This window comes from Actinomadura sp. ATCC 39365, from assembly GCF_054392275.1.
Genome location: NZ_CP184335.1, coordinates 714,515 through 738,756, shown reverse-complemented (window position 1 = coordinate 738,756; position 24,242 = coordinate 714,515). Strand labels below are relative to the sequence as shown.

The following is a 24,242-nucleotide window of genomic DNA, read 5'->3' as shown; positions in this document are numbered from 1 at the left end:
GAAGATTTCTGTCAGGCGGCATCACCGGGCAAACTGGAACCTGTTATGCGAAGCCTTGCACCGCCGCGCCTAGTGGCCACCGACCTCGACGGCACCGCCCTGCGCGCCGACGGAACCGTGTCTCCCCGGACGGCTGCGGCCTTCGCGAAAGTCGAGGAATCCGGGGCCGCGCTCGTCTTCGTGACCGGACGGCCGCCCAGGTGGATGAGGGAGGTCGCGGGCGCCGTACGGCACCGTGGCCTGGCCGTATGCGCCAACGGCGCACTGATCTACGATCTCCATACCGAACGGATAGTGGAATCTCACCTCATCGACGTCCACGTACTCGGGGAAGTCGTCGCTCAGCTACGAGCGAACGTGTCCGGTCTCGCATTTTCGGTCGAGTATGAAGGTGGTTTTGCGCATGAGTCCGATTTCCGGCTCGGCGGTCTGGATCGCAAGGGTGTCGGAGTTGTCCGGATTGACCGTGACGCGCTGACCGCCCAGCCCTGCGCCAAGTTGCTCGCCCTCCATCCCGACATGGGCGCCGACGAGCTGCACGCGACCGTGCACGACCTGGTGGGGCACCTGGTGACCGCGACCCACTCCAGCCACGGCGGCCTGGTCGAGATGAGCGCCCAGGGCGTGACGAAGGCCACGGCCCTGGCCACGCTCGCCGGGCGGCACGAGATCAAGCCGGCCGAGGTGGTCGCCTTCGGCGACATGCCGAACGACCTGCCCATGCTGAGCTGGGCAGGCACGTCGTACGCCGTCGCGAACGCCCACCCCGACGTGCTGGCCGCGGTCGATCACGTGACCGCGTCCAACGACGAGGACGGCGTCGCTCAGGTGCTGGAGCGGCTCTACAGGTAGGGGCCCGACCCGCTCGGCGGCCGGTGGCCCTCGTCACCCTGCGGCACGCCGGGCAGCGCCCTGCGCATCTGCTCCAACTGGGCCCTCGCCGCCATCTGCTGGGCGAACAGGGTGGTCTGGATACCGTGGAACAAACCCTCCAACCAGCCCACGAGCTGGGCGTGCGCGATGCGCAGCTCGGCCTCGCTGGGGGGCGTGCCGTTGTCGTCGGTGAACGGGAGCGACAGCCGTTCCAGCTCGTCGACCAGTTCCGGCGCCAAACCGTCCTCGAGCTCCTTGATGGAGGACTCGTGGATCTCCTTCAAGCGCTTGCGGCTGGCCTCGTCGAGGGGGGCGGCGCGCACCTCCTCCAGAAGCTGCCTGATCATGCTGCCGATGCGCATCACCTTGGCGGGCTGCTCGACCAGGTTGGTGACCGAGCGCTCTTCATCACCGCTATCGCCCTGACCTTGGAAGTCGGGGCCCACCACCACGATGTGAGGGGTGTTGTTGTCCTCAGCATTCATAACACTCACCGTACTAGCAGGATCTTGCCGACGTGCTCTCCCGAATCCAACATTCGGTGTGCATCGGCTGCCTCTGCCATGGGCACCCTCGCGAACACCACGGGACGTACGGCCCCCGCCTCGACCAGCGGCCAGACGTTGTCCACGACGCTCCGGACGATGACGCCCTTCTCGTCGACCGGACGGGCGCGCAACGTTGTGCCGTGGACGGAGGCCCGCTTGGTCAGCAGCGCGCCGAGGTCGAGCTCGGCCCTTCCGCCGCCCTGGAGGCCGATGATCACCAGCCGGCCGCCGCTGCGCAGCGCCCGTACGTTGGCCGCCAGGTATTTGGCGCCCATGATGTCGAGGATGACGTCGGCCTCCACCCGGTCGGCGAAGTCCTCCTCGCGGTAGTTGACGACCTCGTCCGCGCCCAGCTTCCTGACCTGCTCGGCCTTCGCCTCGGACCCGACCGTGGCCGCCACCCGCGAGCCGAGCGCCTTGGCGAGCTGCACCGCGAACGTGCCGATGCCGCTGGCCCCGCCGTGCACCAGCAGGGTCTCGCCGCGCCGCAGCCGGCCGACCATGAACACGTTCGACCAGACCGTGCACGCCACCTCGGGCAGCCCCGCCGCCTCCGCCAGCGGCACGCCCTGCGGCGCCGGCAGGACCTGCTGCCAGGGCACCGCCACGCGCTCGGCGTAACCGCCGCCGGCGAGCAGCGCGCACACCTCGTCGCCGGCCTTGAACTGCTCGACGTCCGCACCCACCGCGGCCACCACGCCCGACACCTCCAGCCCGGGGTACAGCGGCGCGCCGGGAGGCGGGTCGTAGAAGCCCATCCGCTGGTGGACGTCGGCGCGGTTGACCGCCGAGGCCACCACGTCGATGAGCACGTCGCCGCGTCCGACGGCCGGATCGGGCACCTCGCGCCATTCCAGGACCTCGGGTCCACCCGGCTCGGTGATCTCAATGGCTCGCATGCGATCCACGGTAGCCGGGCAAAGAAGTTGTGGGTTGCCGGGCTGCGCGGGAAGGCGTGGCGTTAACCTGCAAAGTATTTGCTGCCCCTTTAGACCCACCCGAGGGGGAACACGGTGGCAAGACACGATCGAGAAGAATCTCTCGAGGAACAGCTGGCCTGGCTGGACGCGATCAAGGAGACGGAGGAGACGCCGGTCTCCGTCGGAGCCTCGTCCGCGTCGGCGGACGAGCCGGTCGCTTCGCCGTACCCCAAGGACCCTTGGCTGCTTGTGCCGACCCCGCACGACACGCCGACGCCGCCGCTGTTCCGCGCCGCTGTCGACTCCGTGTACGGCCACGCGGCGGCCGAGGACCTGCCCGAGGCCGAGAGCGAGGCGGGGGAGTGGCTGGACAGGGCCGCCACGCAGGACAGCGGCAGGGGGCAGGAGAGCGCGGCGAGCGAGCCGGCCGCGCCGCCGGTGAGCCTCGGCCGGTCCGAGGACCCCTTCCTGGCGCCGCTCAAGCCGTTGCCGCGGCCTGACGACACCGACAGCTACTCCTTGACGTTCACGCCGCCCGAGCGGGCGGAGAGCGGGGAGAAGGGCGCCGAGCAGGGCATTGAGCAGGGCCGGGAGCCGAGCCAGGAGCAGGGCGAGGAGCAGGTCCGGGAGCAGAACCGGCAGCAGGGCGAGGAGCAGGCGCGCGAGAGCGAGGAGCCGGGCTGGCCGTCGCTCGGCGACTGGTCGCGGCCCGCCGAGCAGTCGAACGAGACGCAGCCGATGATCACCGAGCTGCCCGAGGCGTTCGGCCTGCCGGCCCGCACCGAGCCGTCCAGTGCGTTCGACGTGCCGGCCCGTACCGAGCCGCCCAGGGCGTTCGACGAGCCCGTCACGGTCGAGCCCGCCGAGCCCGCCGCCGCCGAGCCGCCGCGCGGGTTCGAGGAGCCCGTCCGCGGAGAGGAGCCCGTACACAGCGAGCCCGTACGCAGCGAGCCCGTACGCAGGGAGCCCGTACGCAGCGAGCCCGTACGCAGCGAGCCCGTACACAGGGAGGCGGTCGAGGAGGCGCCGGCCGACGAGCGGCCCCGCTGGGACGAGCGGCCGCAGTGGTCCGACACCTCCTTCCGCGAGGGCCGCCCCCAGCGGCCCGACTTCGCGCACGGCGAGCCCGCCCCCGCCCCCCAGGAGGCCGCGCGGGACGAGCGCCCGCAGTGGAACGAGCGCCAGGAGTGGCGGCCGGCCGAGCGGGAGATCCCGCCGCCGCACGAGCGCCGGCGGCGTCCGGCGCCCATCCCCGTCTTCACCGCGCCGCAGCGCCCGCCGCTCACCGGCCGGCCGACCGCCGACAGCCTCGACCCGGAGTCGCTGCTGCGCGGCAGGCGCAACGCGCCCGCGAAGGGCTGGCGGCGTCTGGTCTACAAGGCGTCCGGCGGCTGGATCAAGCCGGGCGAGGCGCCGGAGGTGCGCCGTCGCCGCGAGCTGGTGACCAGGGCACGCACCCCCGTGACCACCGGCCACCACCGGGTGGCCGTGCTGAGCCTGAAGGGCGGCGTGGGCAAGACCACGACCACGGTCGGGCTCGGCGCCACGCTCGCGCAGATGCGCGGCGACCGCGTCATCGCGGTGGACGCCAACCCCGACCGGGGCACGCTGTCCGACAAGCTGGTGCTGGAGACCTCCGCCACCGTCCGCGACCTGCTCAACGAGCGCGACCAGGTCAAGCGGTACGTGGACATCAGGGCGTTCACCTCGCAGGCGCCCTCGCGGCTGGAGGTGCTGGCCTCGGACCGCGACCCGTCGGTGTCGGAGGCGTTCAGCGGCGCCGACTACCAGGCCGTCTCCCAGGTGCTGGAGAACTTCTACTCCATCTGCATCACCGACTGCGGCACCGGCCTGCTCCACTCCGCCATGGGCGGCGTGCTCGGGCTCGCCGACCAGATCGTGCTGGTCAGCAGCCCTTCCGTGGACGGCGCCAGGGCCGCCTCGGCCACCCTCGACTGGCTGGAGGCCCACCACTACGCCGACCTGGTGAAGAACGCGACCGTGGTGCTGTGCAGCGTCCGGCCGCGGTCGAAGTCGGCGGTGGACATCAGAAAGCTGGAGGCCCATTTCGCGGCCAGGTGCCGCGCGGTGATCAGGGTGCCGTACGACCCGCACCTGGAGGAGGGCGCGGAGATCGACCTCGACCGGCTCCAGGAGGCGACCAGGGAGGCCTACCTGCAGCTCGCCGCCAGCGTGGGCGACGGGTTCGCGGGTGTGCGCGAGTGAGCGGAGGGTGTGGGATTCGAACCCACGAGGCCATCGCTGACCTGGCCGCTTTCAAGGCGGCTGCACTCGTCCACTATGCGAACCCTCCTGTGCGGACACCACGATAGCGGCTGTGGTGGCAGGGGTGTACGTTCAGGAGGTGGCGGATCTGGGCGTCGAGGTGGAGCGTGGTCATGGCGACACGACGGTGCGCCTTGCCGGAGACCTCGACAAGCTCACGGCGCCCCTGCTGAAGCAGCGGCTGGCCGAGCTGTCCGCCGAAGGGCTCGTGGACCTCGCGATCGACGCCCACCATCTCGACTTCTGCGACTCCAGCGGCCTGTGGACGCTGGTGGAGCACCAGCGCGCGGTCGCCGGGCACGGCGGCTCGTTACGCCTGTTCGGCGTGCACGGCGTGCTGCGCCGGGTGCTCGACGTGACCGGGTTGAAGGCCGTCTTCGACGACGTGCTGCCCGTTTAGACGTGCTGCCCGTTTAGACGTGCTGCCCGTTTAGACGTGCTGCCGGTTCAGTCGTGCTGCCGGTTCAGAGGCGGTCCCGTCCGAGTTGGGACAGCAGCCAGCGGGGGCCCTCGATCTCGGCGCCCAGTTCGGCGACCCGTTCCCTGAGCCCGCGGTCGGCCGTGACGACGAGCACGCGCTCCCACGGCTTGGCCCGGGCCACGACGTCGACGATCGCGTCGTCGCCGCTGCCCGTGGCCGCGACGACCTGCAGCCCGGGGATCTCGGGGGTGCTTCGTGCCGCGCCCTCCACGACCGCGACCACCCGCGGGAACCACTGCGACAACACCGGGTGGAACAACCTGTGCTCCGCCACCTCGGTGAGCAGGCGGGTGGCCGCGCCCAGCCGGTCGTTCCACCAGCCGCGCTCGGCCCGCGCGCCGATGATGTTGGCGACGTCGAGCACGATCGTCTCGGGACGGATGGCGGCCTGGACGTGGTCCCAGGTCGCGGCGAAGCCGGGATGCAGCTTGCGGCCGGCCACCTCGGGCAGCGGCAGCCAGCGCAGGTCGGTGCTCTCGCTGTTGGCGGGCTTGGCCGGCACCAGCTCGGCGGACTCGGCGATCACCGTCTCGAAGGTCCAGCCGCCGTGGTCGTCGAGGTAGACGCCCTGGACGCGGAACCCGTCGCCGCCGAGTGAGGCCTCCTCGTGGGCCTCGCGCAGCGCGCTGGCGACGGCGTCCTCGTGGCTGTCGCGGGCGCCGCCGAGCAGCCCCCAGGTGCCGCCGTGGTGGCTCCACAAGGAGCGTTCCTGCATGAGCACGTGGGGCACGCCGAGCGGGTCATGGTGGACGAGGAGCAGGCCCGACGCTCCGTGGATGCCCCAATGTCTGTGTCCGAGCCCGCATTCGGCCCAGCCGTCGCCGTCCTTAGCCGCCATGAGGGATTGTCTCAGCCTCCGCCCTTACTGAAATGTTGCAGGTCCTTGGCGCCCGCCCAGTAGCCGCCCCACTCCCAGCCGACGTCGGCGAAGGCCCTTACGACCTTGTCTCCAGGGTTTACCACACCTTTACCCTTCATTGGGCGGTTGGTGTACCTCTTGGCATTTTGGTGTGCGGTGCCACCGCTTGCAGTGACATATGGGTTCTCGCGCGGATTGATGTCAATCGCTTGGCCGTACGCGTGGTTCGACCAATTGCTGGACCCGGTCGCGCGACGGCAGTTGAATGCCGAGGTGTTGTCGGCCTCGATGGAGGCGAAGTCGTCGCCTTTGTAGACGTCGACCAGCTTCATCTGCCGGATGGGCCAGCGCCAGTCGTACAGCTTGCGGAAGACGGTCTCGATGTCGTCGGTGACCGTCTTGCGGACGACCAGCTCGCCGGTGTGCGGCTTGTCGTCGAAGCCCCAGAAGGACATGGTGACCAGCCGCAGGTCCTGGTAGGAGACCGGGCAACCGGGCCGCCACGAGTACGGCAGCCGGTCGCGCGACACCTTCGTGACCTTCGAGGTGAACGGCGGCGGGGCGGCCGGGCTCGGCTCGCTCGTGGGCGAGGTCGTGGGCGACGTCGTCCCGGACGCGGGCGCCGAAGGCGCGGGCGTGGCGCCGGACGAGGCGACGGGCTCCTGCCCTGCGCACGAAACGGACGTGAGCACCACGAACGCGATGGCGGCGGTACGTTTCATCTGGCCACCATATGCGACGTCATGCCAGGTCAGGGGACTATCAGCACGGTACGGCGAGCCCGTTTCGCCAGGCCGACGGCCACCGAGCCGCCCAGGGCGTGCCAGGAGGAGCGCGACCTGCCGACCACGATGGCGTCGGCCCGGTAGGAGCCGGCGAGCGCCTCCAGCTCGCGGGCGGTGTCCCCGCGGGCGCTGACGAACTGCCAGGGCACGCCCACGCCCCTCAGCTCGTCCCGGAGGTCGTCGGTGAGGTCGGCCGCGCTGTCCGGGATGATCGGGGAGCCGGCGAAGAACCACAACGTGGTGCTGTTGATCGGCTCCACGAACACGACGAGCAGCGCGGCGGCGTCCCGCCGGGCCAGGCCGGCCGCGTACGCGAGCGCGTTGCGGCTGGGGTCCGACCCGTCGAAGCCGACGACCAGCAGCCCGGCGCCGTCCTTGCCGATCTCGAACTGCCCCGCCGGGAGCCGGCCCTCCAGTGGCTCCCAGCCGGGGTCTGTGCTACCGCCGAACACGGCACGACTCGCGTCAGAGGTCCGCGTGCTTGCCGCGGCGGGCCAGCTCGCGCAGTGAGTCGGCGGCGTAGATCACCAGGGCGACGAACGAGACGGCGGCGAGCCCGCCGCCGACCCACAGGTCGTTGACGGTCGCGTCGGCGTACGCCGCGCCCCGGGGCTGGTAGCCGACCGCGAACGGCGCGGCGACCAGCCACAGTCCGGTCAGGAACAGCAGCACGAGGGCGGAAATGCCCAGCTTGGCCTTCATCGGGACTCCTCCAGACCTACCAGGGTGGTCTTGCCGTTCTGACGGTGCTCACCGCCGCGGCTCGGGTTGTGCATGTCCTCGCGCAACGCCTCCACGAGCGGGGCGAGCAGGCTCGCCAGCTCGGCGGAGGACGCCTGCGGCGCGGCGGGCACGGGCTCGGGCTCCGGCTCCACGCGCTGCTTGACGGTCACCAGCCCACGGATCACGAGCTCTTCGTAGATGGCCAGGACGAAGCCGATGACGCCCACGAGACCGAAGACGGTCACGCCCAGGCCCGAGAAGAACTCGGTGGTGGTGGGGTCGGTCCAGTCGGCGTTCTGGGGCTGCGTGCCGAGGGCGAAGGGGGCGATCATCAGCCACAGGCCGGCCATGACCGCCAGGGCCGCCGCTACGGCGCCCACGAACTTGCGAATCATTGTGAGACTCCTCCGGATACGAGGTGTTGCTGCGCCGGCGTGGCCTGCGCGATGAGGGCGCGCGAGGTGGGCCGAAGCACGTTCTGTGCGACTGCCCAGGCGCGTTCGCGCTCGGGGCGGCCGTCGGGCGGCGCCATCCTGGCGACCGCGGAGAGCAGCGCGGACGGCTGGCCGTTCGACCGCTCGACGCGCTGGGCGATGAGCTCCAGGAGCAGCCCGGCCAGGACGAGGTCGTCCTTGCCGAGGGGCTTGGGGCCGGCCGGCATCGTGGTGCCGCGCAGCGGCAGCTCCTTCAGGAAGAGCGCCGCGAGGAACCCGAGCAGGGCGATCGGCACGCCGACCAGGAACACCGTCTCCAGGGCCCGGGTGAAGGACTCCAGGATGATGCCCTTGATCGGCTCGGGAAGGTGCTGGATGGCGGCGGGGCTGCCCAGCTTCTGCCCGGTGCCGGGCAGGTGGAGGCGGGCCTGGGCCACGAGGTCGGCGAACTCGCTCGCCTGCCGGTTGGTCAGGATCGCGCCGAAGCCCGCGACGCCCATCGCGCCGCCGAGCGAGCGGAAGAACGACACGCCGGCCGTGGTCGAGGCCATGTCGCGCAGCTCGGAGCCGTTCTGGGCGGCCAGGATGAGCATCTGCATGGACAGGCCGAGCCCGATGCCCAGCACGCCCACGTCGAAGCCGATGAGCCATTCGCTGGAGTCGACGTGCAGCCGGGAGAGCAGGAACAGGCCGACGGCCACGATCACCAGGCCCACGACCGGGAAGATCTTCCACTTGCCGGTGTTCGTGACGATCTTGCCGGAGATCACGCCCGCCAGGAACAGCGCCACCACCATGGGCAGCGTCATCAGACCCGAGTTCGTCGGGCTCAGGCCCTTGACGATCTGCAGGTACTGCGGCAGGTAGATCATCGCGCCGAACATGGCCATGCCGACGAACAGCGAGGCCGCGCTGGTGAGCACGAACGTGCGGTTCCTGAACAGCCGCGGGGGCAGGATCGGGTTGCGGGCCGTACGCTCGGCCAGCACCGCCAGGGCCAGCATGAGCACGGCGAACGCGGCCAGGAAGTAGGTCCAGAACGAGTTCCACTCGAACTCGTTGCCGCCCAGCGTCAGCAGCAGCATCAGCGAGGCCGCGCTGGCGGTGATGGTCGTCGCGCCCCAGATGTCGATCGAGGTGTTCCGCTTGACCTTGGGCAGCCGCAGCACCTTCTGCACCACCGCGAACGCGACGATGGCGAACGGCACCACGACGTAGAAGCACCAGCGCCAGCCGAGCCAGTCGGTGTCCACGATGAACCCGCCGAGCAGCGGCCCCGCGACGGTGGAGATCCCGAAGACGGCCCCCATGTAGCCGGAGTACCGGCCGCGCTCACGCGGCGAGACGATGTCTCCCAGGATCACCTGCGCAAGTGCCGACAAACCACCCACGCCCAGGCCCTGTACGGCACGTGCCGCGATGAGCTGTCCCATGTTCTGGGACAGACCGGCCACCAGTGAAGCCGCCACGAACAGACCGAGAGCGGTCTGGAAGAGCAGTTTCCGCCCGAACAAATCGGACAGCTTGCCCCACAACGGTGTCGAGACCGTCATCGTCAGCATGGTGGCGCTGGCCACCCATGAGTACTGGTCCTGACCGCCGAGTTCCCCCACGATCGTCGGCAACGCGGTGCCCACCACGGAAGTGGAGATCATCGACGTCAGCATGGCGAGCATGAGCCCGGACATGACTTCGAGGATCTCGCGGTGGGTGTACTGCCTTCGGGCGGGGGGCGCGGCCTGTGCCTGGGCTACCAAGACACCACATCCCCTTCATACGCACTTGTCCAATGTTGAGTATACGCATGTTTACTAGCCGCGCGGCAAGTGACTTTATTCCTGAGTAGAGTTCGGGACATGGACGCCCCGACGACGGACGCCCGGCCCCGCGGGCGCGAGGCCACCCGGCAGCGCATCCTTGACGCGGCACGCGTGCTGTTCGGCGAGCACGGCTACGAGCAGGTCACCGTCCGCATGATCGCCGCGGCCGCGGAGGCCAACATCGCCCTGGTCGGCCGCTATTTCGGCTCCAAGGCCGGGCTTTTCGGCGCGGTGCTCGAAGGCGAGCCCACGTTCGTCGCCCTGCTGGCCGGCGATCGCGGGAGCCTGCCGCGGCGCCTGGCCGAATACGCGGCCGAGCGCATGCACCACGACCCCGAGAGCCCGGTCCTGCGCACCCTCGAACGTTCGGCCGCCCATCCGGAGATCCAGGACGTCGTGCGCGAGCGCCTGCGCACGTCCATCCTCGATCCGCTGGCCGCGCAGCTCGACGGTCCCGGCGTGCAGGCGCGGGCCAGGATGGCGACGGCGGTCTTCCTGGGCATCGGCGCGATGCGCCGCCGGCTGGGCCCGGAGCAGCCCACGGCGGCCGACGTCGACCGGTTGACCGCGGTGTTCGAAGCGTGCCTGGCGGAGTGAAACTTTCATCGCCCTGACCGGCCGTGGCCTGGGGAAAGCCGGTTCGCAACGGTCGGATGTCTTTCTGCGGCCGGGCGGGCTCCCTACGATCCGGAGAGAGTCGTGGGAGCGCTCCCACTCCCACTCTACGGACGGAGTAACCTCATGTCTCGCAGCAGGCCCGCGCTCGCGGCGCTCCTCGCCGCCACCGCCATGGCCGCGGCGGGGGCGGTCGTCCTCGCCACGTCCACCGCCCAGGCCGCCGACTCCGCTTTCTACGTGGATCCCCAGACGAACGCCGCCAAATGGGTCGCCGCCAACCCGGGCGACAGCCGTACGCCGGTGATCAGGGACCGGATCGCCGGCGTGCCCCAGGGCAGGTGGTTCGCCAGCTACAACCCCGCGACCGTGCGGAGCCAGGTGGACTCCTACGTGGGGGCCGCCGCCGCGGCGGGCAAGATCCCGATCGTCGTCGTGTACGACATGCCCAACCGCGACTGCGGCGGCGCGAGCGCGGGCGGCGCGCCCGACCACGCGTCCTACCGGGCCTGGATCGACCAGATCGCGGCCGGTCTGGGCGGGCGGGCGGCGACCGTCGTCCTCGAACCGGACGCGCTGGCCATCATGACGAACTGCATGAACTCCGCGCAGCAGGCCGAGGTGAAGGCGTCCATGGCGTACGCGGGCAAGAAGTTCAAGGCGACGTCGTCGCAGGTCAAGGTGTACTTCGACATCGGCCATGACGCCTGGTTGTCGCCGTCGGAGGCCGCGTCCAGGCTCAACGGCGCCGACGTCGGGGGCAGCGCCGACGGCATCGCGCTCAACACCTCCAACTACCGCGCGACGCCGGGACTGGTGTCGTACGCCAAGAGCGTCATCGCGGCGACCGGCGTGTCCAGGTTGAAGGCGGTCATCGACACCAGCCGCAACGGCAACGGCCCGGCGGGCAGCGAGTGGTGCGACCCCGCCGGCCGGGCCACGGGCATCTGGAGCACCACGAACACGGGTGACGCGGCGATCGACGCGTACCTGTGGGTCAAGCCGCCGGGCGAGGCCGACGGCTGCATCGCGGCGGCCGGGCAGTTCGTGCCGCAGCGGGCGTACGACCTGGCCATGGCCGCACCCTCGCCCACCGCGAGCCCCACGGTGACCCCGACGGTGACCCCGACCGTCACCCCCACCGTGACGCCCACCGTCACCCCCACCACCGGCCCGGCCGGTTGCTCGGCCGCCTACAAGGTGACCAGCCAGTGGCAGGGCGGCTTCCAGGGCGAGGTCACCGTGAAGAACACCGGCTCGGCGCCGACCGCCGGCTGGAAGGTCCAGTGGACGTTCCCCGGCGGCCAGACGATCAGCCAGCTCTGGAACGGCAACCTGTCCGGCAACGCCACCGTGACGAACCTGAGCTGGAACGGCGCCCTGACCGGCGGTGCGACGACCACGTTCGGCTTCCTCGCCAGCGGTAACGCCGCGACCAGCACCCCGCCCGCCCTCACCTGCACCGCGTCCTGACGCCTCCCGGGCGCCCCTCGCGCGGGGGCGCCCGGGAAATAAGCGGAGAGCCGTTACGGTTGCACTGCCCGATTGCCACCGTCCAGGCGAAAGGGCTCGTTCCCCATGACTGTTCCACTCTCCATCCTTGATCTGGCGCACATCGGCGACGGAGAGACGGCGAGCGAGAGTCTGGCCGCCAGCGTGGGCCTGGCCCAGCGGGCCGAAGAACTGGGATACCACCGCATCTGGTACGCCGAGCACCACAACATGCCGAGCATCGCCTCCTCGGCCACCAGCGTGCTCATCGCCCACGTAGCCGCTCACACCAGGACGATCCGCCTCGGAGCGGGCGGCATCATGCTGCCCAACCACTCCCCGCTGACCATCGCCGAGCAGTTCGGCACCCTGGAGACCCTCCACCCCGGACGCATCGACCTCGGCCTCGGCCGCGCCCCCGGCAGCGACCAGCCGACCATGCGCGCCCTGAGGCGCACCCCCGGCGCCGCCGACACCTTCCCCCAGGACGTGCTCGAACTGCAGGGATTCCTCACCGGCGAGTCGCGCATCCCCGGTGTGGACGCCACGCCGGGCAAGGGCACGAACGTGCCGCTGTACATCCTCGGCTCGTCGTTGTTCGGCGCCCAGCTCGCCGCCGCGCTCGGGCTGCCGTACGCGTTCGCCTCGCACTTCGCGCCCGACGCGCTGGAGGAGGCCGTGGCGCTCTACCGGCGTGAGTTCAAGCCGTCCGAGCAGCTCGCCGAGCCGTACGTGATCGCCGGGGTGAACGTGATCGCCGCCGACACCGGCGAGGAGGCGCAGGAGCAGCTGCTGACGGCCAAGCGGTACCGGGTGAGCCGGTTCCTCGGCCGCGGGCGCACGTTCACGCCGGAGGAGGCCGACATGGTGCTCGAATCGCCGGCCGGGCAGCAGATCCTGCGGATGATGCAGTACTCGGCCGTCGGCACGCCCGCCGAGGTGGACGACTACCTCGCCCGCTTCGCCGCGCACGCGCAGGCCGACGAGCTGATCGTCGTCTCCTCGGCGCCCGACAGGAAGGCGTGGCTGCGCTCCATCGAGCTGCTGGCCGCCACCCACGGCCTCACCCCCGACGCCTCCTAGTCGGCCGAGCGCTGCGGCCGCAGCAGGTGGGGCCCGGTCAGGTCGGACGGCGGCGCCGGTGACAGGCCCGCGTCCACCAGCTGCGAGCGCAACACGAGCACCGTGCGTTCCAGGGCCCGGATCTGGGCCTGCAACCGGCGGATCTGGTCGCGCATCGCCACCGAGCTGCTCTGCTCGTTGACCAGCTCCGCGCCGAGCTGGCTGGCCTGGCCCTGCATCCGGGTCATCTGCTTCTCCATCTGCGCCAGGGCGTCCTCGTAGATCGTCTTCGCGCGGATGAAGGCCTCGGCGTCCACCTTCGAACGCTCGACCTCGGCCTGGTGCTCGACCTGCAGCAACGCGCTCTGCTGGGACTTCTTGCTGGCGTCCGTCGCCGAGCGGAAGGCGAGGTAGGCCACGCCGAGCGGCACGATGCCGACGCCCAGCTGGACCAGGATGTCACTCAGACCGGACATGGCGGCCCCCCAATGGACGGATCACCCCTGTGTAGGTGACGCCGTCGTCGCTGTGCCAGGCGTTGACCGTCAGTGCGATCGGGAACTCGCCGCCGTCGCGATGGAGGCCGACCAGCGGGATGATCCGGCCGGCCAGCTCGGAGTGGCCGTCGGAGAGCACCCGGGCGAGCCCGTCGGTGTGCGGGTCGCGGAAGCGTGGCGGCATCAGGATCGTCAGCGACCTGCCGACCGCCTCGTCGGTGTCCCAGCCGAACAGGGCCTCGGCCTGCGGGTTCCACGACTGGATCGTGCCCGAGGCGTCGGCCACGATGACGGCCGTCGAGGACGCCGCGCGGCCGCCCGGCAGGCGGCCCAGCACGACCGCCTCGGGCCAGGTGGCGATCAGCGCGATCCAGCCCCCGAAGGCCAGCCAGACCGCTCCGCCGACCCAGCCGCGCGGGTTGTCGCCGGTGAAGGTCGAGATCAGATAGATCAGCCCGTACGTGAGGAGCAGCGCGGTCGCGGCGGCGAAGGCCACCCGGTCGGACCGCATGAACGCCTGCGCCAGGCAGAGCATGCCGAGCGCGCACCAGACCGCCGCCCAGGCGGGCAACGGCGCGATGACGGCCAGTGACGCGTAGCCGGGCGTGCCGCGCTGGTTGCCCGGCACGAACGCCAGCGAGGCCGCGATGGCCAGGCTCAGCAGGCCCACGAACGTCAAGGAGGCGCCCCGCCTCCCGACGCGGCGGAGGACGCGGGTGAGGGTACGGCGAAGCGGGGGCGTACCGACAACGTGTCCATTACTCACAGTCGCCAGATTAATGCATTTAGTTATCGTCCGATGAGATTATCTGGCTGGTCTGCCCGGCGTGGCGCCCGTGCGGGAAACACCGGGGAAACGCCGTGACCGGTTGCATGCCTTTCCTGGACCTGTCCGAGAAGAGGTGTGCATGAGTGGAGCCGGATCCGCGCGGCCGTCGCGGCGGACGACGCTGGGCCTGCTGGGGGCCGTGCCCCTGGCGGCCGGTGGCGGATTGACGCCTGCCGAGGGTGGAGTGGCCGCCTATGACCGTCATCTCCGTTCGCTGGCCGAGCAGGACAAGTTCTCCGGGACGGCGCTGCTGGCCCGTCGCGGGCGTCCGGTGCTGGCCCGTTCGTACGGGATGGCCGACAAGGAACGGTCGATCCGCAATCGGACCGACACCGTCTACTGCCTGGCCTCGGCGTCCAAGCCGTTCACCGGGCTGGCGGTCGTCCAGCTCGCCCAGCAGGGCAGGCTCAGGTTCTACGAGAAGCTGGGCACGTACCTGGACGGCTTTCCCGACGAGGTCGCCAGGCACGTCACCGTGCACCAGCTGCTCACCCACAGCTCCGGGCTGCCGGACTTCACCGTCCAGGACCCGGACGACGTCAAGCTGGTCACCCACAGCGTCGAGGAGCAGACCCGGTTCGTCAGGACGCGGACCCGCCTGCTCAGGCCCGCCTACACCCCCGGCACCGACAAGACCTACAGCAGCTCCGGCTACGAGATCCTCGGCGAGCTCGCCGCCACCCTCTCGGGGCTGCCCTTCCACGAGTACGTCCGCCGCAACATCTTCGTCCCCGCCGGGATGACCCGCTCCGCCTACTACACCCGGACGGACTGGCTCAACGACGCACGCATCGCCCATCCGTACATCTACCAGTCGGACGGCACGCGGGTGGACGGCGTCCGCCACCTGGAGGCGGGGGCCGTGCTGAACGGCGGGCCGGGCACCAACGCCGCCCGCGCCTTCATCGGCTCCGGCGGCGGCAGCGGCTTCTCCACGGCCCCCGACCTGGTGCGGTTCGCGCTCGCGCTGCAACGCGACAAGCTGCTGAACCACGCCTACACCCAGCTCTACCTGAGCCCCAAGGTCTCCGGCCCGCCCCTGGCCGGCCCCGGCCCGGCGCCCGTGGCGGAGGCGTTCCAGGCGTACGGGCCGGTCGCCGGGATCACGGGCGACCAGCGGCACATCGGCCACGGGGGCGGCATCGCCGGCGGCAACACCAACTGGTCGATCTACCTCGACAGCGACTGGGTGGGGGTCATCCTGTGCAACTACGACCTCGACATCCAGGCCGTCATCCGCCAGGAGCGGCAGGCCGTCCTGGGCGCCTGACCGCCGTCGCCGGTAGCGTCGGACGCATGGATGTCGAGGTGGCGGTTGTGCGTGAGGTGGACCAGGAGCTGGTGGACGCCTTCGGGCTGCTGCTGCCCCAGCTCTCGGCGTCCGCCGGGCCGCCGGACCGGGCGGCGCTCGAACGCGTCGTGCGCAGCGAGGCGAACACCGTGCTGACCGCCCGCCTGGACGGCCGGATCGTCGGGACGTTGACGCTGGTGCTGTTCCCGGTGGCGACCGGGATGCGCGCCCGCATCGAGGACGTGGTGGTCGACGTCCCGGCCAGAGGGCGCGGGGTGGCCGCCGAGCTGACCCGGCACGCCCTGCGCCTGGCGGAACGGGCGGGCGCCCGTACCGTCGACCTCACCTCCCGCCCCGACCGCGCGGCCGCCAACCGCCTCTACGAGCGCCTCGGGTTCCGGGCCAGGAACTCGACGGTCTACCGCTTCGGCTCCGAGCGCTAGACGAGTAAGTCCTAAGTCGTTCGGAGTGCAGGCACGACGAAGGGTGTCGAGGATCGATGTGTGACGAACGACCTCAACACCCTTCTGACCGCACTGTACGTGAAGATCGACGACTGGCTGGGCGAATCACCCCGGCCAGGACGACCACCCCGACTGACCGACGCCGAACTGCTGACCTTGGCAGTCGCCCAGGTCCTGCTCGGCGTGCACTCCCAGACCCGCTGGCTGCGCTACGTCCCCGCACACCTGCCCGGCGCCTTTCCGTACCTGCCCGGCCAGTCCGGCTACAACAAGCGCCTGCACAAGGCCCTCCCCCTGCTCAAAAGAGCGATCCGAGCCCTGGCCCGTGACACCGACCTGTGGGACGACCCGCTCTGGGTGACCGACTCCACCCCGGTCGAGTGTGGCCGTTCCCGCCCCACAGCCCGCCGTTCCGAACTGGCGGGGTGGGCCGGCTACGGCTACTGCCGCTCCCACTCACGCTGGTTCTGGGGCCTGCGCCTGCACCTGATCTGCACCCCGGCCGGACTGCCCATCACCTGGGCCCTGGCCACCCCCAACATCGACGAACGCCAGGTGCTCATGGCCGTCATCGAACACGACCCGGATCTCGTGACCGAACGCCCCGGCCTGCTCATCATCGCCGACAAGGGATACATCTCCGCCGAGCTGGACGCCTTCCTGGCCGAACGGGGGGTGCGGCTGTTACGCCCGTCCTACCGCAACCGCACACCCCGCCCCGGCGAGGAACTCCTCAAGCCCATCCGCCAGCTCATCGAGTCCGTCAACGACACCCTCAAGGGCCAACTCGACCTGGAGCTTCACGGCGCCAGAACCGCCATCGGCGTCGGCGCCCGCATCGCCCAGCGCATCCTGGCCCTGACCGCCGCCATCTGGCACAACCGCGCCACCGGCCAGCCCGTCACCCGATCCCTGATCGCCTACGACCACTGACTCGACTTAGGACTTACTCGTCTAGCCGGCCCCGCACGCGGTCAGGAGGCGGGCCAGGGTCTGGCCGGGGGTCTCCCCGTCGGTGTGCAGGACGGTCGTGGCCAGGGCGCGGTTGCCCGGGTCGCGCACCCACTCCGCGAGGAAGTCGTGGCCGTCGGCGCTCGTCCAGTCGGTGCTCTTCGTGGCCAGACTGCGCCGCCGCAGGACCTCGACGGCTCGCCCCTCCTCGGCGCAGGGCAGCACCAGCACCACGTGCTCGACGGGCGCGAGAGCGGCCTGGACCCGCAGGAACAGCTCCGGCCGCGTGTAGTGGCTGTGGCCGGCCCCGAGGGCGACGATCGTGTCCGGGTGGTCGGCCACCACGCGTTCCACGGCATGGACGCGGGCCGGTTCCCACTCCCGTTCGGCCGCGACCCGGCCGACGGCCCGGATCCGGGAGCGCAGCCGGTCCATGTCCCAGCCCGTCTCGGCGTAGTAGTCGGCGCCGATCGCGTCGATGTCGACGAAGCTCCGGCCCGTCGCCGCGGCCATGCCCGCACCGAGGGTGCTCTTGCCCGCTGCGGCGGGACCGATGAGGATCATCCACGGCGCTTCACGCATCCGTACATTCTCCTCGGCAACCGGTGAAACCTTGTCGAGGGCACCATGAAACCGGCGTCCCCGATAGTGGAGCCATGAGCATCACAGAACTCGGGCACACCGGGGTCGGCCCACCCCCAGAGCGGCCACCGAGGCGGCCGTCCGCGCCGAAGGGCTGGTGAAGACGTTCGGCGCACACCGGGCCGTGGACGGGATCGACCTGGACGTACGCACCGGCGAGATCTTCGGCGTCCTCGGCCCCAACGGCGCCGGCAAGACCACCACCCTCCGGATGCTGGCCACCCTCCTGAAGATCGACGCCGGCCGCGCCGAGATCTTCGGGGTCGACGTGGCCGCCAACCCGCACGTGATCCGCCAGCTCGTCGGCGTCACGGGCCAGTACGCCTCGGTCGACGAGAACCTGACCGCCCGCGAGAACCTCTGGCTGTTCAGCCGCCTCCAGGGCATCGCCAAGCCGCGCGCCCGGCGCATCGCCACCGAGCTGCTGGGCCAGTTCGGCCTGGAGGACGCGGCCGACAAGCCGATCTCGCAGTTCTCCGGCGGCATGCGCAGGCGCCTGGACCTGGCGGTCAGCCTGATCACCCGGCCCCCGCTGATCTTCCTGGACGAGCCAACCACCGGCCTCGACCCCCGCACCCGCGGCCAGATGTGGGACGCCATCCGCGACCTGGTCTCCGACGGCTGCACCGTGCTGCTGACCACCCAGTACCTGGACGAGGCCGACCAGCTCGCCGACCGCATCGCCGTCATCGACCACGGCCGCAAGGTCGCCGAGGGCACGCCCGACCAGCTGAAGAGCGCGGTCGGCAACTCGACCCTGCAGCTGCTGCTCGCCGAGCCGGACGAGGTGCCCGCCGCCGTGGAGATCGTGCGGCGCGTGCTCGGCTCCGACCCGGTGCTCAGCCCGGAGCAGGGCCGCCTCAACGTCGCGCTCGACCAGGCCGACCTGGCCGCCGAGGTGCTGATCGCCCTGCGCACCGCCGGGGTGTCGATCTCCTCGGTGAGCGTGGCCAAGCCCAGCCTGGACGAGGTGTTCCTGGTCCTGACCGGCCACGGGACGGACGGCGACGCCGCAACCGGCACGGAGGAGAACCGATGAGCACCATGATCGCCCCCACCCGCGAGACGGTACGGGCCGCCGACCGTGTGGAGGCCGCCCGGCGGCGCGTGACCCTGGCGGAGACCGTCGGCCAGACCCTGTCGATGGCCTGGCGGGCGCTGAAGAAGATGCGCCGCAACCCGGAGCAGTTCTTCGACGTGGCGCTGCAACCGCTGCTGTTCACGGCGATGTTCGCCTTCATCTTCGGCGGCGCCATCGCCGGCGACGTGCAGAGCTACCTCCCGCTGATGATCCCCGGCATCCTCGCCCAGACGGTGCTGACGACGTGCATGGCGACGGGCACGCAGCTGCGCGAGGACATGGAGAAGGGCGTCTTCGACCGGTTCAAGTCGTTGCCGATCGCCCGGATCGCGCCGCTCGCCGGCCCGATGGTGGCCGACCTGCTGCGTTACACGATCGCGGCCACGCTCACCTTCGGCATGGGCCTGGTGATGGGGTACCGGCCGGGCGGCGGCGTGGGCGGCGTGCTGGCCGCGATCCTGCTGGCGATCTTCACGGGCTGGTCGCTGGCGTGGATCTTCACCTGGGTCGGCACGATCGCCCGCAGCGCCCAGGCCGTGCAGGGCATCTCGATGATGATCCTGTTCCCGCTGACGTTCCTGTCGAACGCGTTCGTGCCCGTCGAGACCCTGCCGGGATGGCTGGCCGCGTTCGTCCGGGTCAATCCGGTCTCACACCTGGTCACGGCCACCCGGGACCTCGCCAACAACGCCCTCGTCAGCGGCGAGGTGGCCTGGACCCTCCTGGCGTGCGCGGTCGTCATGGCGATCTTCGCGCCCCTGTCGGTGCGCAGCTACAAGCGGCACATGTGAGCGCCGCCGGTCACGCCCGAAGACCTGGTCGACGTGCCGCCTGGCCTCGTCGAGCAGGTCAGGGCCGCGCCGGTCGCCGTACCCGGCCCGGACGGCGGCGAGCAGGCCCGGCGCGGCCCGTTCCGCGTGCGGCTCGATCAGCTCGAAGTGCATGCTCGGCATCGTGCTGTTGTACGCGAACCGTTCGGCCAGTACCAGCAGCCTGATCGCGTCGCCCGTCTCCAGGGCCTGCCGCAGCAGCCCCCACGTCCCGAGCGCGAACAACATCGCGCCGCACACCGGGAAGTCGAGGACGGGGTTCGTCACGATCAGCAGGTCGTAGCCCTGCGCGGCGGCGAACAGCTCCGCGCCGTACCGGACCTCCCGCGGCCCGGCATGGTGGGCGTACGCCGTCAGCGCGATCGACTCCGCGACGACCGACCAGGACGTGGCCCCCTCGTACGGCACCCCCTGCGGACGCAGGTCGCGCGCCCGCTCGACCGCCCTGCGGTAGTGCACCAGCGCCGCGGCCGTCTCCCCGCGGGCGAGGGCGATCTCGGCCGCGCAGAGCGAGTCGATCGCCGCGCCGCCGAGCACGGTGTCGCCCTCGCTGATCCCGTTGATGCCGGCGAGCTCGGCCTCGGCGGCGTCGAGATCGCCGTCGGCCAGCGCCGAGATCAGCAGGACCGAGCGGAGCTGGGCCTCGTCGTCGGCGGCGCCGAGCCGGCGCAGAACCGGCAGGGCGGTCCGCGCGTGGCCGACCGCCCGCCCGCGGTCGCCGAGCTGCATCCGCAGCTGTGCCAGGACGGTGTGCGCGATCGCGCCGAGCCACGGGCCCTCACTGTCGCGGAGCAGCGACAGGGTCTGCTCGGCGGCCTCGATCGCCTGGTGCACCTCCCCGACGTTCTCCAGGACATGGATGCTCGCCTGCGCCGCGGCCAGCGCCACGTCGCGGTCGGCGCTCCGGCGCAGCTCCAGGAGCTGGCGGTGGGCGTCGTCGCGGTCCCACGCGAGCGCCACCACGGTCATGGCCCTCAGACGGGGATCGGTCTCGCCGGTCTGCGGCAGCTCCTGGAGGAGCAGGCGCAGGGGATCGTGGACGCGGTCGGTCACGGCGATGGCGTTCATCAGCGTGATCAGCAGGGCGATCCTGGTCACCTCGACGAGCCGCGGTGGCGGCACCCAGCCCTTGATCGCCTGGCCGATCGCCTCCCGGTGGACGAAGATCCGGGTGTGGTCGCCGCGGATGGACCACAGCGAGCCCACACCGGCCAGCAACTGGACCGTGGCGGCCGGGTCGGCCTCGCCGAGTGCCTGCCGGAGCAGGTCGGCGAGGTTGCCCTCCTCCGCGCGCAGCGCGTCGACCGACTCGTACTGCGCCGGGCCGAACACCGTGTAGGCGTGTTCGAGGGCGTACGCCGTCGCCCACTCCCGCTGCGCCGCGCGTGCCGCCGCCTCCTCGCCGGCCTCCTTCAGCCGCAGCCGCCCGAACTCCCTGACGGTCTCCAGCATCCGGTAGCGCAGGCCGTACGCCGTCTCGCGGACGCCGAGGATCGACTGCTCGGTGAGCGCGTCCACGATGGCCAGGGCGTCCGGGCCGAGTACGTGCTCGGCCGCGGCCAGCGTGAAGCCGTCGCCGAACAGCGCCAACCAGCGCCAGGCCCGCCGTTCGGGCTCGGCCAGCAGGTTCCACGACCAGTCGATCACCGCGAGCAGCGTCTGGTGGCGGTCGGGGGCCGTCCGGTTGCCGCCGCGCAGCAGGGCGAACCGGTCCGCCAGCCGCCGCGCGATCTCCTCGACCGACATCACCCGTACCTTGGCCGCGGCCAGCTCGATCGCGAGCGGCAGCCCGTCGAGGCGGGCGACGACCTCCCCGACCGCCTCCTCGCCGATCCGCACCCCGGGGCGGGCGGCCGTGGCGCGCTGGCGGAACAGCTCCGCCGCGTCCGCGGCGAGCAGCTCGCCGAGCAGGTAGACGCGTTCGGCGGGGATCGACAGCGGGGCGCGCGAGGTGGTCAGCACCCGCAGGTCGCGGGTCGTCACGGTCAGGAACGCCACCAGGTCGGCGACGGCCTCGATCACGTGCTCGCAGTTGTCCAGGATGAGCAGCGCCGGAGCCTGGTCGAGATGCTGGGCGATGCGGGCGCGCACGTCGGCGCGCTGCCCGGCGGTCAGGATCCGGCGCCCGCTGACCGAGTCGCGGACCCCGAGCGCCGACCCCACCTCGCCCACCACGCCCTCCGGCGAGGAGACGCCGACCAGCTCGATGAAGTGGACGACGGGCTGCGCGGCGTTCCGGCCCGCCACATGGGCCAGCCGCGTCTTGCCCAGGCCGCCGGGGCCGACGACGGAGACCACCCGGTTGGTCTGCAACAGGGCGTGGACGGCGCGGATGTCGTCCTCGCGGCCGAGCAGCGAGGAGCCGTCGAACTGGAGGCCGACGCGCACCGGCCGGTCCGCGGCGAGGAGTTCGGCGTACACGCGGGCCAGCTCGGGGCCGGGTTCGGTACCCAGCCGGGCGATCAGGCCTGAGCGGTGGCGTTCGTAGCGCTCCAGCGCGGCGGCGGCGCCGCGGACGGCGGCCTCGCTGCGCAGCAGGCAGGCCAGCAGCTCCTCGTCCTGCGGCCGTTGGGCCGCGGCCTCCTCCAGCAGCGGCAGCGCGGCCTCGTGCGCGCCGCCGCGGCCGGCCGCGATCGCCGCCACCCGCCGGGCCTCGGCCGCCTGCCGCGCCGCGGCGGCGCGCAGGTCGGCCAGCGCGCCCGTGGCGCCGTCGGGGCCGCCGGCCACGACCAGGTCCAGGGCCTCCTCGGCACGGCGCCGCGCGAGCGCCGCGTCGTCCTGGCCCAGCGCGGCCCGCGCCTGCTCCATCAGCGTCCCGAGCAGCAGGACGTCGACCTGGCCCGCGGGCAGCCCGAGCCGGTAACCGCGCGGGACGCGCACGACGACGTCGGGGCCGGTCGCGGCCCTGGTCCGGGAGACGACCACCTGTAGCGCCTTGGTCGGGTTGGCCGGCGCCCCGTCGGGCCACAACTCCTCGACCAGCCGCTCGTCGCCGACGCCCGCGCGCCCGTGCAGGGCGAGCACGGCCAGCAGGGTGTGCGCGCGGTCGCCCACGACGCGCGCGCCGTGCCAGCGGACGCCGTCGAGGAGGACCAGTGCGGGAGACACATCCTCAGCTTACGGACGATTCACCGGCCCGCGCCGCCTCCCACGCACACCCCTGATTACGATGAGGCGTGGCTCGGCTGCGGAGCGTCCCCATGGCGGACGGCGAGGTGGAGGTGCTGATCGTCGGCGGCGGGCCGGTCGGGCTCACCGCACGGGCGCTGCTGGAACGCTGGGGCGTCCGGGTCCTGCTGGTCGAACGGCACCGCGAGCCGTCGCCCTTCCCACGGGCCCGGCTGGTCAACGTACGTTCGATGGAGATCTACCGCGGGCTCGGGCTCGCCGCCGGGATCACCGCCCACGCGTTCGCCCCCGAGTACGGCCGCATCCGATTCCGCGACACCCTGCGGAGCCGCGACTTCGCCACGGCGGCGATGACCGGCATCGATGCGCCGGTGCCCGAGAGCCCCGTGACCGGCGTGGTCACCTCGCAGGACCGCCTGGAACCCGTCCTGCTCGCCGGGGCGACGTCGCCGGCCCGCTTCGGCGTCGAGCTCGCCGGCCTGACCGAGGAGGCGGACGGCGTCGTGGCCGTCCTGCTCGACGGCCCCCGGCGCGGCGAGCGCCTACGGCTCCGCGCCCGTCACGTCCTCGCCGCCGACGGCGCGAACTCCACCGTCCGGCACCTGCTGGGCATCGGCGTCACCGGCCCGGGGAGGATGGGCGGTTTCACCACCGTCGTGTTCGACGCCGACCTCCGCCGCTGGTGCGCCCACCAGCCCGCCGGGGTCTACTTCACCGCGCACGGCCTGTTCGCGCCGCTGTATCCCGAAGGAGGCTGGGCCTGGTTCGTCCCCACCCCTGACGACGGCCCGCACGCCGACTGGCCCGCCCTCCTGTCGCGCGCCCTCGGCGGCGTACCGGCCGACGTCGTACGGATCCAGCACTGGGAGACGAACGCGTTCGTCGCCGAGCGTTTCCGCCACCGCCGGATCCTGCTGGCCGGCGACGCCGCGCACGCGATGCCCATCGTCGGCGGCCTGGGCATGAACACCGGTATCGCCGACGTGCACAACCTGTGCTGGAAGCTGGCGGGCGTCCTGCGCGGGTGGGCCGCTCCCGGCCTGCTGGAGACGTACGAGGAGGAGCGGCGGCCCGTCGCCTGCCGGACGCTGCGCCAGGCGGTGGCCAACACCGAGCTCATGCTCGGCGTGCAGAACCGGCGCCGTGCCCAGCTCCAGCTGGGCCGGGCAGCGCCGGACCACGTCGAGCTGCCCTGGTCGGAGCGCTACTTCGCGCAGCTCGGCCTGGTGCTCGGCGTCACGTACCGTTCCGGCGCCGTCCTCGCGGGCGAAGGGCCCGCGCCGGAGCCGCCGGGCGCGGACTACGTGCCCAGCGCGGAACCGGGCCGCCGGATGCCACACCTCTGGCTCGCCCGTGACCGCTCGACGCTGGACACGTTCGGCGAATGGTTCACCGTGCTCACCCCGGACCCCGCCGCCTGGGCGCGGCACACGACGCCATGGCCGCTGCGGGTCGAGCCCCTTCCCACGGAACACGCCGCGTTCTGCGGGCTCACCGCGCACGGCGCGCTGCTCGTCCGCCCCGACGGCCACGTCGCCGCCCGCTGGCCCGGCCCGCCCCCGTCCGCCACCACTCTTCTCGACGCCCTCACCGCGTTGACCGGCAAGGACGCCGGGACCTGACCAGCCGCG

The 24,242-nt window shown here is 71.7% G+C and carries 23 protein-coding genes, 1 tRNA gene and 1 pseudogene; 12 read left to right on the top strand and 13 right to left on the bottom strand.

All coding sequences use genetic code 11. The features are described 5' to 3' along the window. The first annotated feature begins 72 nt into the window (after positions 1–72). Positions 73–852 (top strand): HAD family hydrolase, encoded by a 780-nt coding sequence (locus ACNF49_RS04000; protein WP_357983024.1) that lies wholly within the window; start codon positions 73–75, stop codon positions 850–852. Here the strand turns inward: ACNF49_RS04000 and ACNF49_RS03995 are convergent. After that, positions 843–1,358, bottom strand: coding sequence for a bacterial proteasome activator family protein (locus ACNF49_RS03995; RefSeq protein WP_125641062.1), 516 nt, complete (start codon positions 1,356–1,358; stop codon positions 843–845). The genes ACNF49_RS04000 and ACNF49_RS03995 overlap by 10 nt on opposite strands. Positions 1,359–1,363: 5 nt before the next feature. Further along, complete coding sequence (locus ACNF49_RS03990) at positions 1,364–2,320, bottom strand: NAD(P)H-quinone oxidoreductase (protein WP_482942835.1); 957 nt, start codon at positions 2,318–2,320, stop codon at positions 1,364–1,366. A gap of 114 nt (positions 2,321–2,434) precedes the next feature. Here ACNF49_RS03990 and ACNF49_RS03985 point away from each other — a divergent pair, with 114 nt between their 5' ends. Further along, the gene (locus tag ACNF49_RS03985) at positions 2,435–4,567 is read left to right on the top strand and encodes a MinD/ParA family ATP-binding protein (RefSeq protein ID WP_482942834.1); all 2,133 of its coding nucleotides are present in this window, start codon (positions 2,435–2,437) and stop codon (positions 4,565–4,567) included. A gap of 1 nt (position 4,568) precedes the next feature. On the opposite strand, the gene ACNF49_RS03980 is transcribed toward ACNF49_RS03985, so the two are convergent. Further along, positions 4,569–4,655, bottom strand: a tRNA-Ser gene (locus tag ACNF49_RS03980). 36 nt (positions 4,656–4,691) lie between these two features. On the opposite strand from ACNF49_RS03980, the gene ACNF49_RS03975 reads away from it, so the two are divergent. After that, on the top strand, positions 4,692–5,027 hold the full coding sequence (locus tag ACNF49_RS03975) for an STAS domain-containing protein (protein WP_482942833.1): 336 nt from the start codon (positions 4,692–4,694) through the stop codon (positions 5,025–5,027). A 64-nt stretch (positions 5,028–5,091) separates the two neighbouring features. Here ACNF49_RS03975 and ACNF49_RS03970 read toward each other — a convergent pair whose 3' ends face one another. The 6 genes from ACNF49_RS03970 to ACNF49_RS03945 are packed head-to-tail and all read right to left on the bottom strand — an operon-like array spanning position 5,092 to position 9,666. Further along, positions 5,092–5,946, bottom strand: coding sequence for an NUDIX hydrolase (locus ACNF49_RS03970; protein WP_482942832.1), 855 nt, complete (start codon positions 5,944–5,946; stop codon positions 5,092–5,094). Between the two features lie 11 nt (positions 5,947–5,957). Then, positions 5,958–6,689: a M15 family metallopeptidase gene (locus tag ACNF49_RS03965; protein WP_357983040.1), complete on the bottom strand. Its 732-nt coding sequence runs from the start codon at positions 6,687–6,689 to the stop codon at positions 5,958–5,960. Positions 6,690–6,718: 29 nt separating this feature from the next. Next, the gene (locus ACNF49_RS03960) at positions 6,719–7,204 is read right to left on the bottom strand and encodes a universal stress protein (RefSeq protein WP_482942831.1); all 486 of its coding nucleotides are present in this window, start codon (positions 7,202–7,204) and stop codon (positions 6,719–6,721) included. A 13-nt stretch (positions 7,205–7,217) separates the two neighbouring features. Then, complete coding sequence (locus ACNF49_RS03955; protein ID WP_357983046.1) at positions 7,218–7,454, bottom strand: hypothetical protein; 237 nt, start codon at positions 7,452–7,454, stop codon at positions 7,218–7,220. Next, positions 7,451–7,870 carry a hypothetical protein gene (locus ACNF49_RS03950; RefSeq protein ID WP_357983049.1) on the bottom strand — a complete coding sequence of 140 codons (420 nt, stop codon included), beginning with the start codon at positions 7,868–7,870 and terminating at the stop codon, positions 7,451–7,453. Before ACNF49_RS03950 ends, ACNF49_RS03955 begins: the two co-directional genes overlap by 4 nt. Continuing rightward, a complete protein-coding gene (locus ACNF49_RS03945; protein ID WP_498702054.1) occupies positions 7,867–9,666 on the bottom strand; it encodes an MDR family MFS transporter in 1,800 nt (599 codons plus the stop codon). Before ACNF49_RS03945 ends, ACNF49_RS03950 begins: the two co-directional genes overlap by 4 nt. Before the next feature lie 99 nt (positions 9,667–9,765). On the opposite strand from ACNF49_RS03945, the gene ACNF49_RS03940 reads away from it, so the two are divergent. The 3 genes from ACNF49_RS03940 (at position 9,766) to ACNF49_RS03930 (ending at position 12,918) form a co-directional block, all read left to right on the top strand. Continuing rightward, the gene (locus ACNF49_RS03940) at positions 9,766–10,326 is read left to right on the top strand and encodes a TetR/AcrR family transcriptional regulator (protein ID WP_482942829.1); all 561 of its coding nucleotides are present in this window, start codon (positions 9,766–9,768) and stop codon (positions 10,324–10,326) included. A gap of 144 nt (positions 10,327–10,470) precedes the next feature. Then, complete coding sequence (locus ACNF49_RS03935; RefSeq protein ID WP_482942828.1) at positions 10,471–11,817, top strand: glycoside hydrolase family 6 protein; 1,347 nt, start codon at positions 10,471–10,473, stop codon at positions 11,815–11,817. Between the two features lie 105 nt (positions 11,818–11,922). Beyond that, complete coding sequence (locus ACNF49_RS03930) at positions 11,923–12,918, top strand: LLM class flavin-dependent oxidoreductase (protein ID WP_482942827.1); 996 nt, start codon at positions 11,923–11,925, stop codon at positions 12,916–12,918. On the opposite strand, the gene ACNF49_RS03925 is transcribed toward ACNF49_RS03930, so the two are convergent. Together ACNF49_RS03925 and ACNF49_RS03920 are read right to left on the bottom strand one after the other, a co-directional pair. After that, entirely contained in the window at positions 12,915–13,373 is a 459-nt protein-coding gene (locus ACNF49_RS03925; protein WP_357983064.1) for a hypothetical protein, read from the bottom strand. The genes ACNF49_RS03930 and ACNF49_RS03925 overlap by 4 nt on opposite strands. Continuing rightward, positions 13,357–14,064, bottom strand: a complete 708-nt coding sequence (locus tag ACNF49_RS03920) for a PAS domain S-box protein (protein WP_357983209.1) — start codon at positions 14,062–14,064, stop codon at positions 13,357–13,359. The genes ACNF49_RS03925 and ACNF49_RS03920 overlap by 17 nt, the downstream gene beginning before the upstream one ends. A 238-nt stretch (positions 14,065–14,302) precedes the next feature. Between ACNF49_RS03920 and ACNF49_RS03915 the strand changes: the two genes are divergently transcribed. From ACNF49_RS03915 to ACNF49_RS03905, 3 genes are read left to right on the top strand one after another with little or no spacing between them, the layout of a single operon-like run. After that, complete coding sequence (locus ACNF49_RS03915) at positions 14,303–15,493, top strand: serine hydrolase domain-containing protein (RefSeq protein ID WP_482942826.1); 1,191 nt, start codon at positions 14,303–14,305, stop codon at positions 15,491–15,493. A 26-nt stretch (positions 15,494–15,519) separates the two neighbouring features. Further along, the gene (locus ACNF49_RS03910) at positions 15,520–15,957 is read left to right on the top strand and encodes a GNAT family N-acetyltransferase (protein ID WP_482942825.1); all 438 of its coding nucleotides are present in this window, start codon (positions 15,520–15,522) and stop codon (positions 15,955–15,957) included. 60 nt (positions 15,958–16,017) lie between these two features. Beyond that, positions 16,018–16,911, top strand: coding sequence for an IS982 family transposase (locus ACNF49_RS03905; RefSeq protein ID WP_482941599.1), 894 nt, complete (start codon positions 16,018–16,020; stop codon positions 16,909–16,911). A 21-nt stretch (positions 16,912–16,932) separates the two neighbouring features. Here the strand turns inward: ACNF49_RS03905 and ACNF49_RS03900 are convergent, their stop codons facing one another. Further along, positions 16,933–17,511, bottom strand: coding sequence for a hypothetical protein (locus ACNF49_RS03900; protein ID WP_482942824.1), 579 nt, complete (start codon positions 17,509–17,511; stop codon positions 16,933–16,935). Between the two features lie 157 nt (positions 17,512–17,668). On the opposite strand from ACNF49_RS03900, the gene ACNF49_RS03895 reads away from it, so the two are divergent. Further along, complete coding sequence (locus tag ACNF49_RS03895) at positions 17,669–18,610, top strand: ATP-binding cassette domain-containing protein (protein WP_482942823.1); 942 nt, start codon at positions 17,669–17,671, stop codon at positions 18,608–18,610. After that, positions 18,607–19,443 carry an ABC transporter permease gene (locus tag ACNF49_RS03890; RefSeq protein WP_357983079.1) on the top strand — a complete coding sequence of 279 codons (837 nt, stop codon included), beginning with the start codon at positions 18,607–18,609 and terminating at the stop codon, positions 19,441–19,443. Before ACNF49_RS03895 ends, ACNF49_RS03890 begins: the two co-directional genes overlap by 4 nt. 2,034 nt (positions 19,444–21,477) lie before the next feature. Here ACNF49_RS03890 and ACNF49_RS03885 read toward each other — a convergent pair. Continuing rightward, a pseudogene (locus tag ACNF49_RS03885) lies at positions 21,478–22,362 on the bottom strand (BTAD domain-containing putative transcriptional regulator); the annotation flags it as partial. 320 nt (positions 22,363–22,682) lie between these two features. Here ACNF49_RS03885 and ACNF49_RS03880 point away from each other — a divergent pair. Further along, the gene (locus tag ACNF49_RS03880; protein WP_482942822.1) at positions 22,683–24,233 is read left to right on the top strand and encodes an FAD-dependent monooxygenase; all 1,551 of its coding nucleotides are present in this window, start codon (positions 22,683–22,685) and stop codon (positions 24,231–24,233) included. The last annotated feature ends 9 nt before the right edge of the window (positions 24,234–24,242 follow it).

Coding starts and splice junctions, on each gene's coding strand:
- ACNF49_RS03995 (WP_125641062.1), bottom strand. CDS start 1,358: ATGAATGCTGAGGACAACAACACCCCTCACATCGTGGTGGTGGGCCCC.
- ACNF49_RS03990 (WP_482942835.1), bottom strand. CDS start 2,320: ATGCGAGCCATTGAGATCACCGAGCCGGGTGGACCCGAGGTCCTGGAA.
- ACNF49_RS03970 (WP_482942832.1), bottom strand. CDS start 5,946: ATGGCGGCTAAGGACGGCGACGGCTGGGCCGAATGCGGGCTCGGACAC.
- ACNF49_RS03965 (WP_357983040.1), bottom strand. CDS start 6,689: ATGAAACGTACCGCCGCCATCGCGTTCGTGGTGCTCACGTCCGTTTCG.
- ACNF49_RS03955 (WP_357983046.1), bottom strand. CDS start 7,454: ATGAAGGCCAAGCTGGGCATTTCCGCCCTCGTGCTGCTGTTCCTGACC.
- ACNF49_RS03950 (WP_357983049.1), bottom strand. CDS start 7,870: ATGATTCGCAAGTTCGTGGGCGCCGTAGCGGCGGCCCTGGCGGTCATG.
- ACNF49_RS03940 (WP_482942829.1), top strand. CDS start 9,766: ATGGACGCCCCGACGACGGACGCCCGGCCCCGCGGGCGCGAGGCCACC.
- ACNF49_RS03935 (WP_482942828.1), top strand. CDS start 10,471: ATGTCTCGCAGCAGGCCCGCGCTCGCGGCGCTCCTCGCCGCCACCGCC.
- ACNF49_RS03930 (WP_482942827.1), top strand. CDS start 11,923: ATGACTGTTCCACTCTCCATCCTTGATCTGGCGCACATCGGCGACGGA.
- ACNF49_RS03925 (WP_357983064.1), bottom strand. CDS start 13,373: ATGTCCGGTCTGAGTGACATCCTGGTCCAGCTGGGCGTCGGCATCGTG.
- ACNF49_RS03915 (WP_482942826.1), top strand. CDS start 14,303: ATGAGTGGAGCCGGATCCGCGCGGCCGTCGCGGCGGACGACGCTGGGC.
- ACNF49_RS03910 (WP_482942825.1), top strand. CDS start 15,520: ATGGATGTCGAGGTGGCGGTTGTGCGTGAGGTGGACCAGGAGCTGGTG.
- ACNF49_RS03900 (WP_482942824.1), bottom strand. CDS start 17,511: ATGCGTGAAGCGCCGTGGATGATCCTCATCGGTCCCGCCGCAGCGGGC.
- ACNF49_RS03890 (WP_357983079.1), top strand. CDS start 18,607: ATGAGCACCATGATCGCCCCCACCCGCGAGACGGTACGGGCCGCCGAC.
- ACNF49_RS03880 (WP_482942822.1), top strand. CDS start 22,683: ATGGCGGACGGCGAGGTGGAGGTGCTGATCGTCGGCGGCGGGCCGGTC.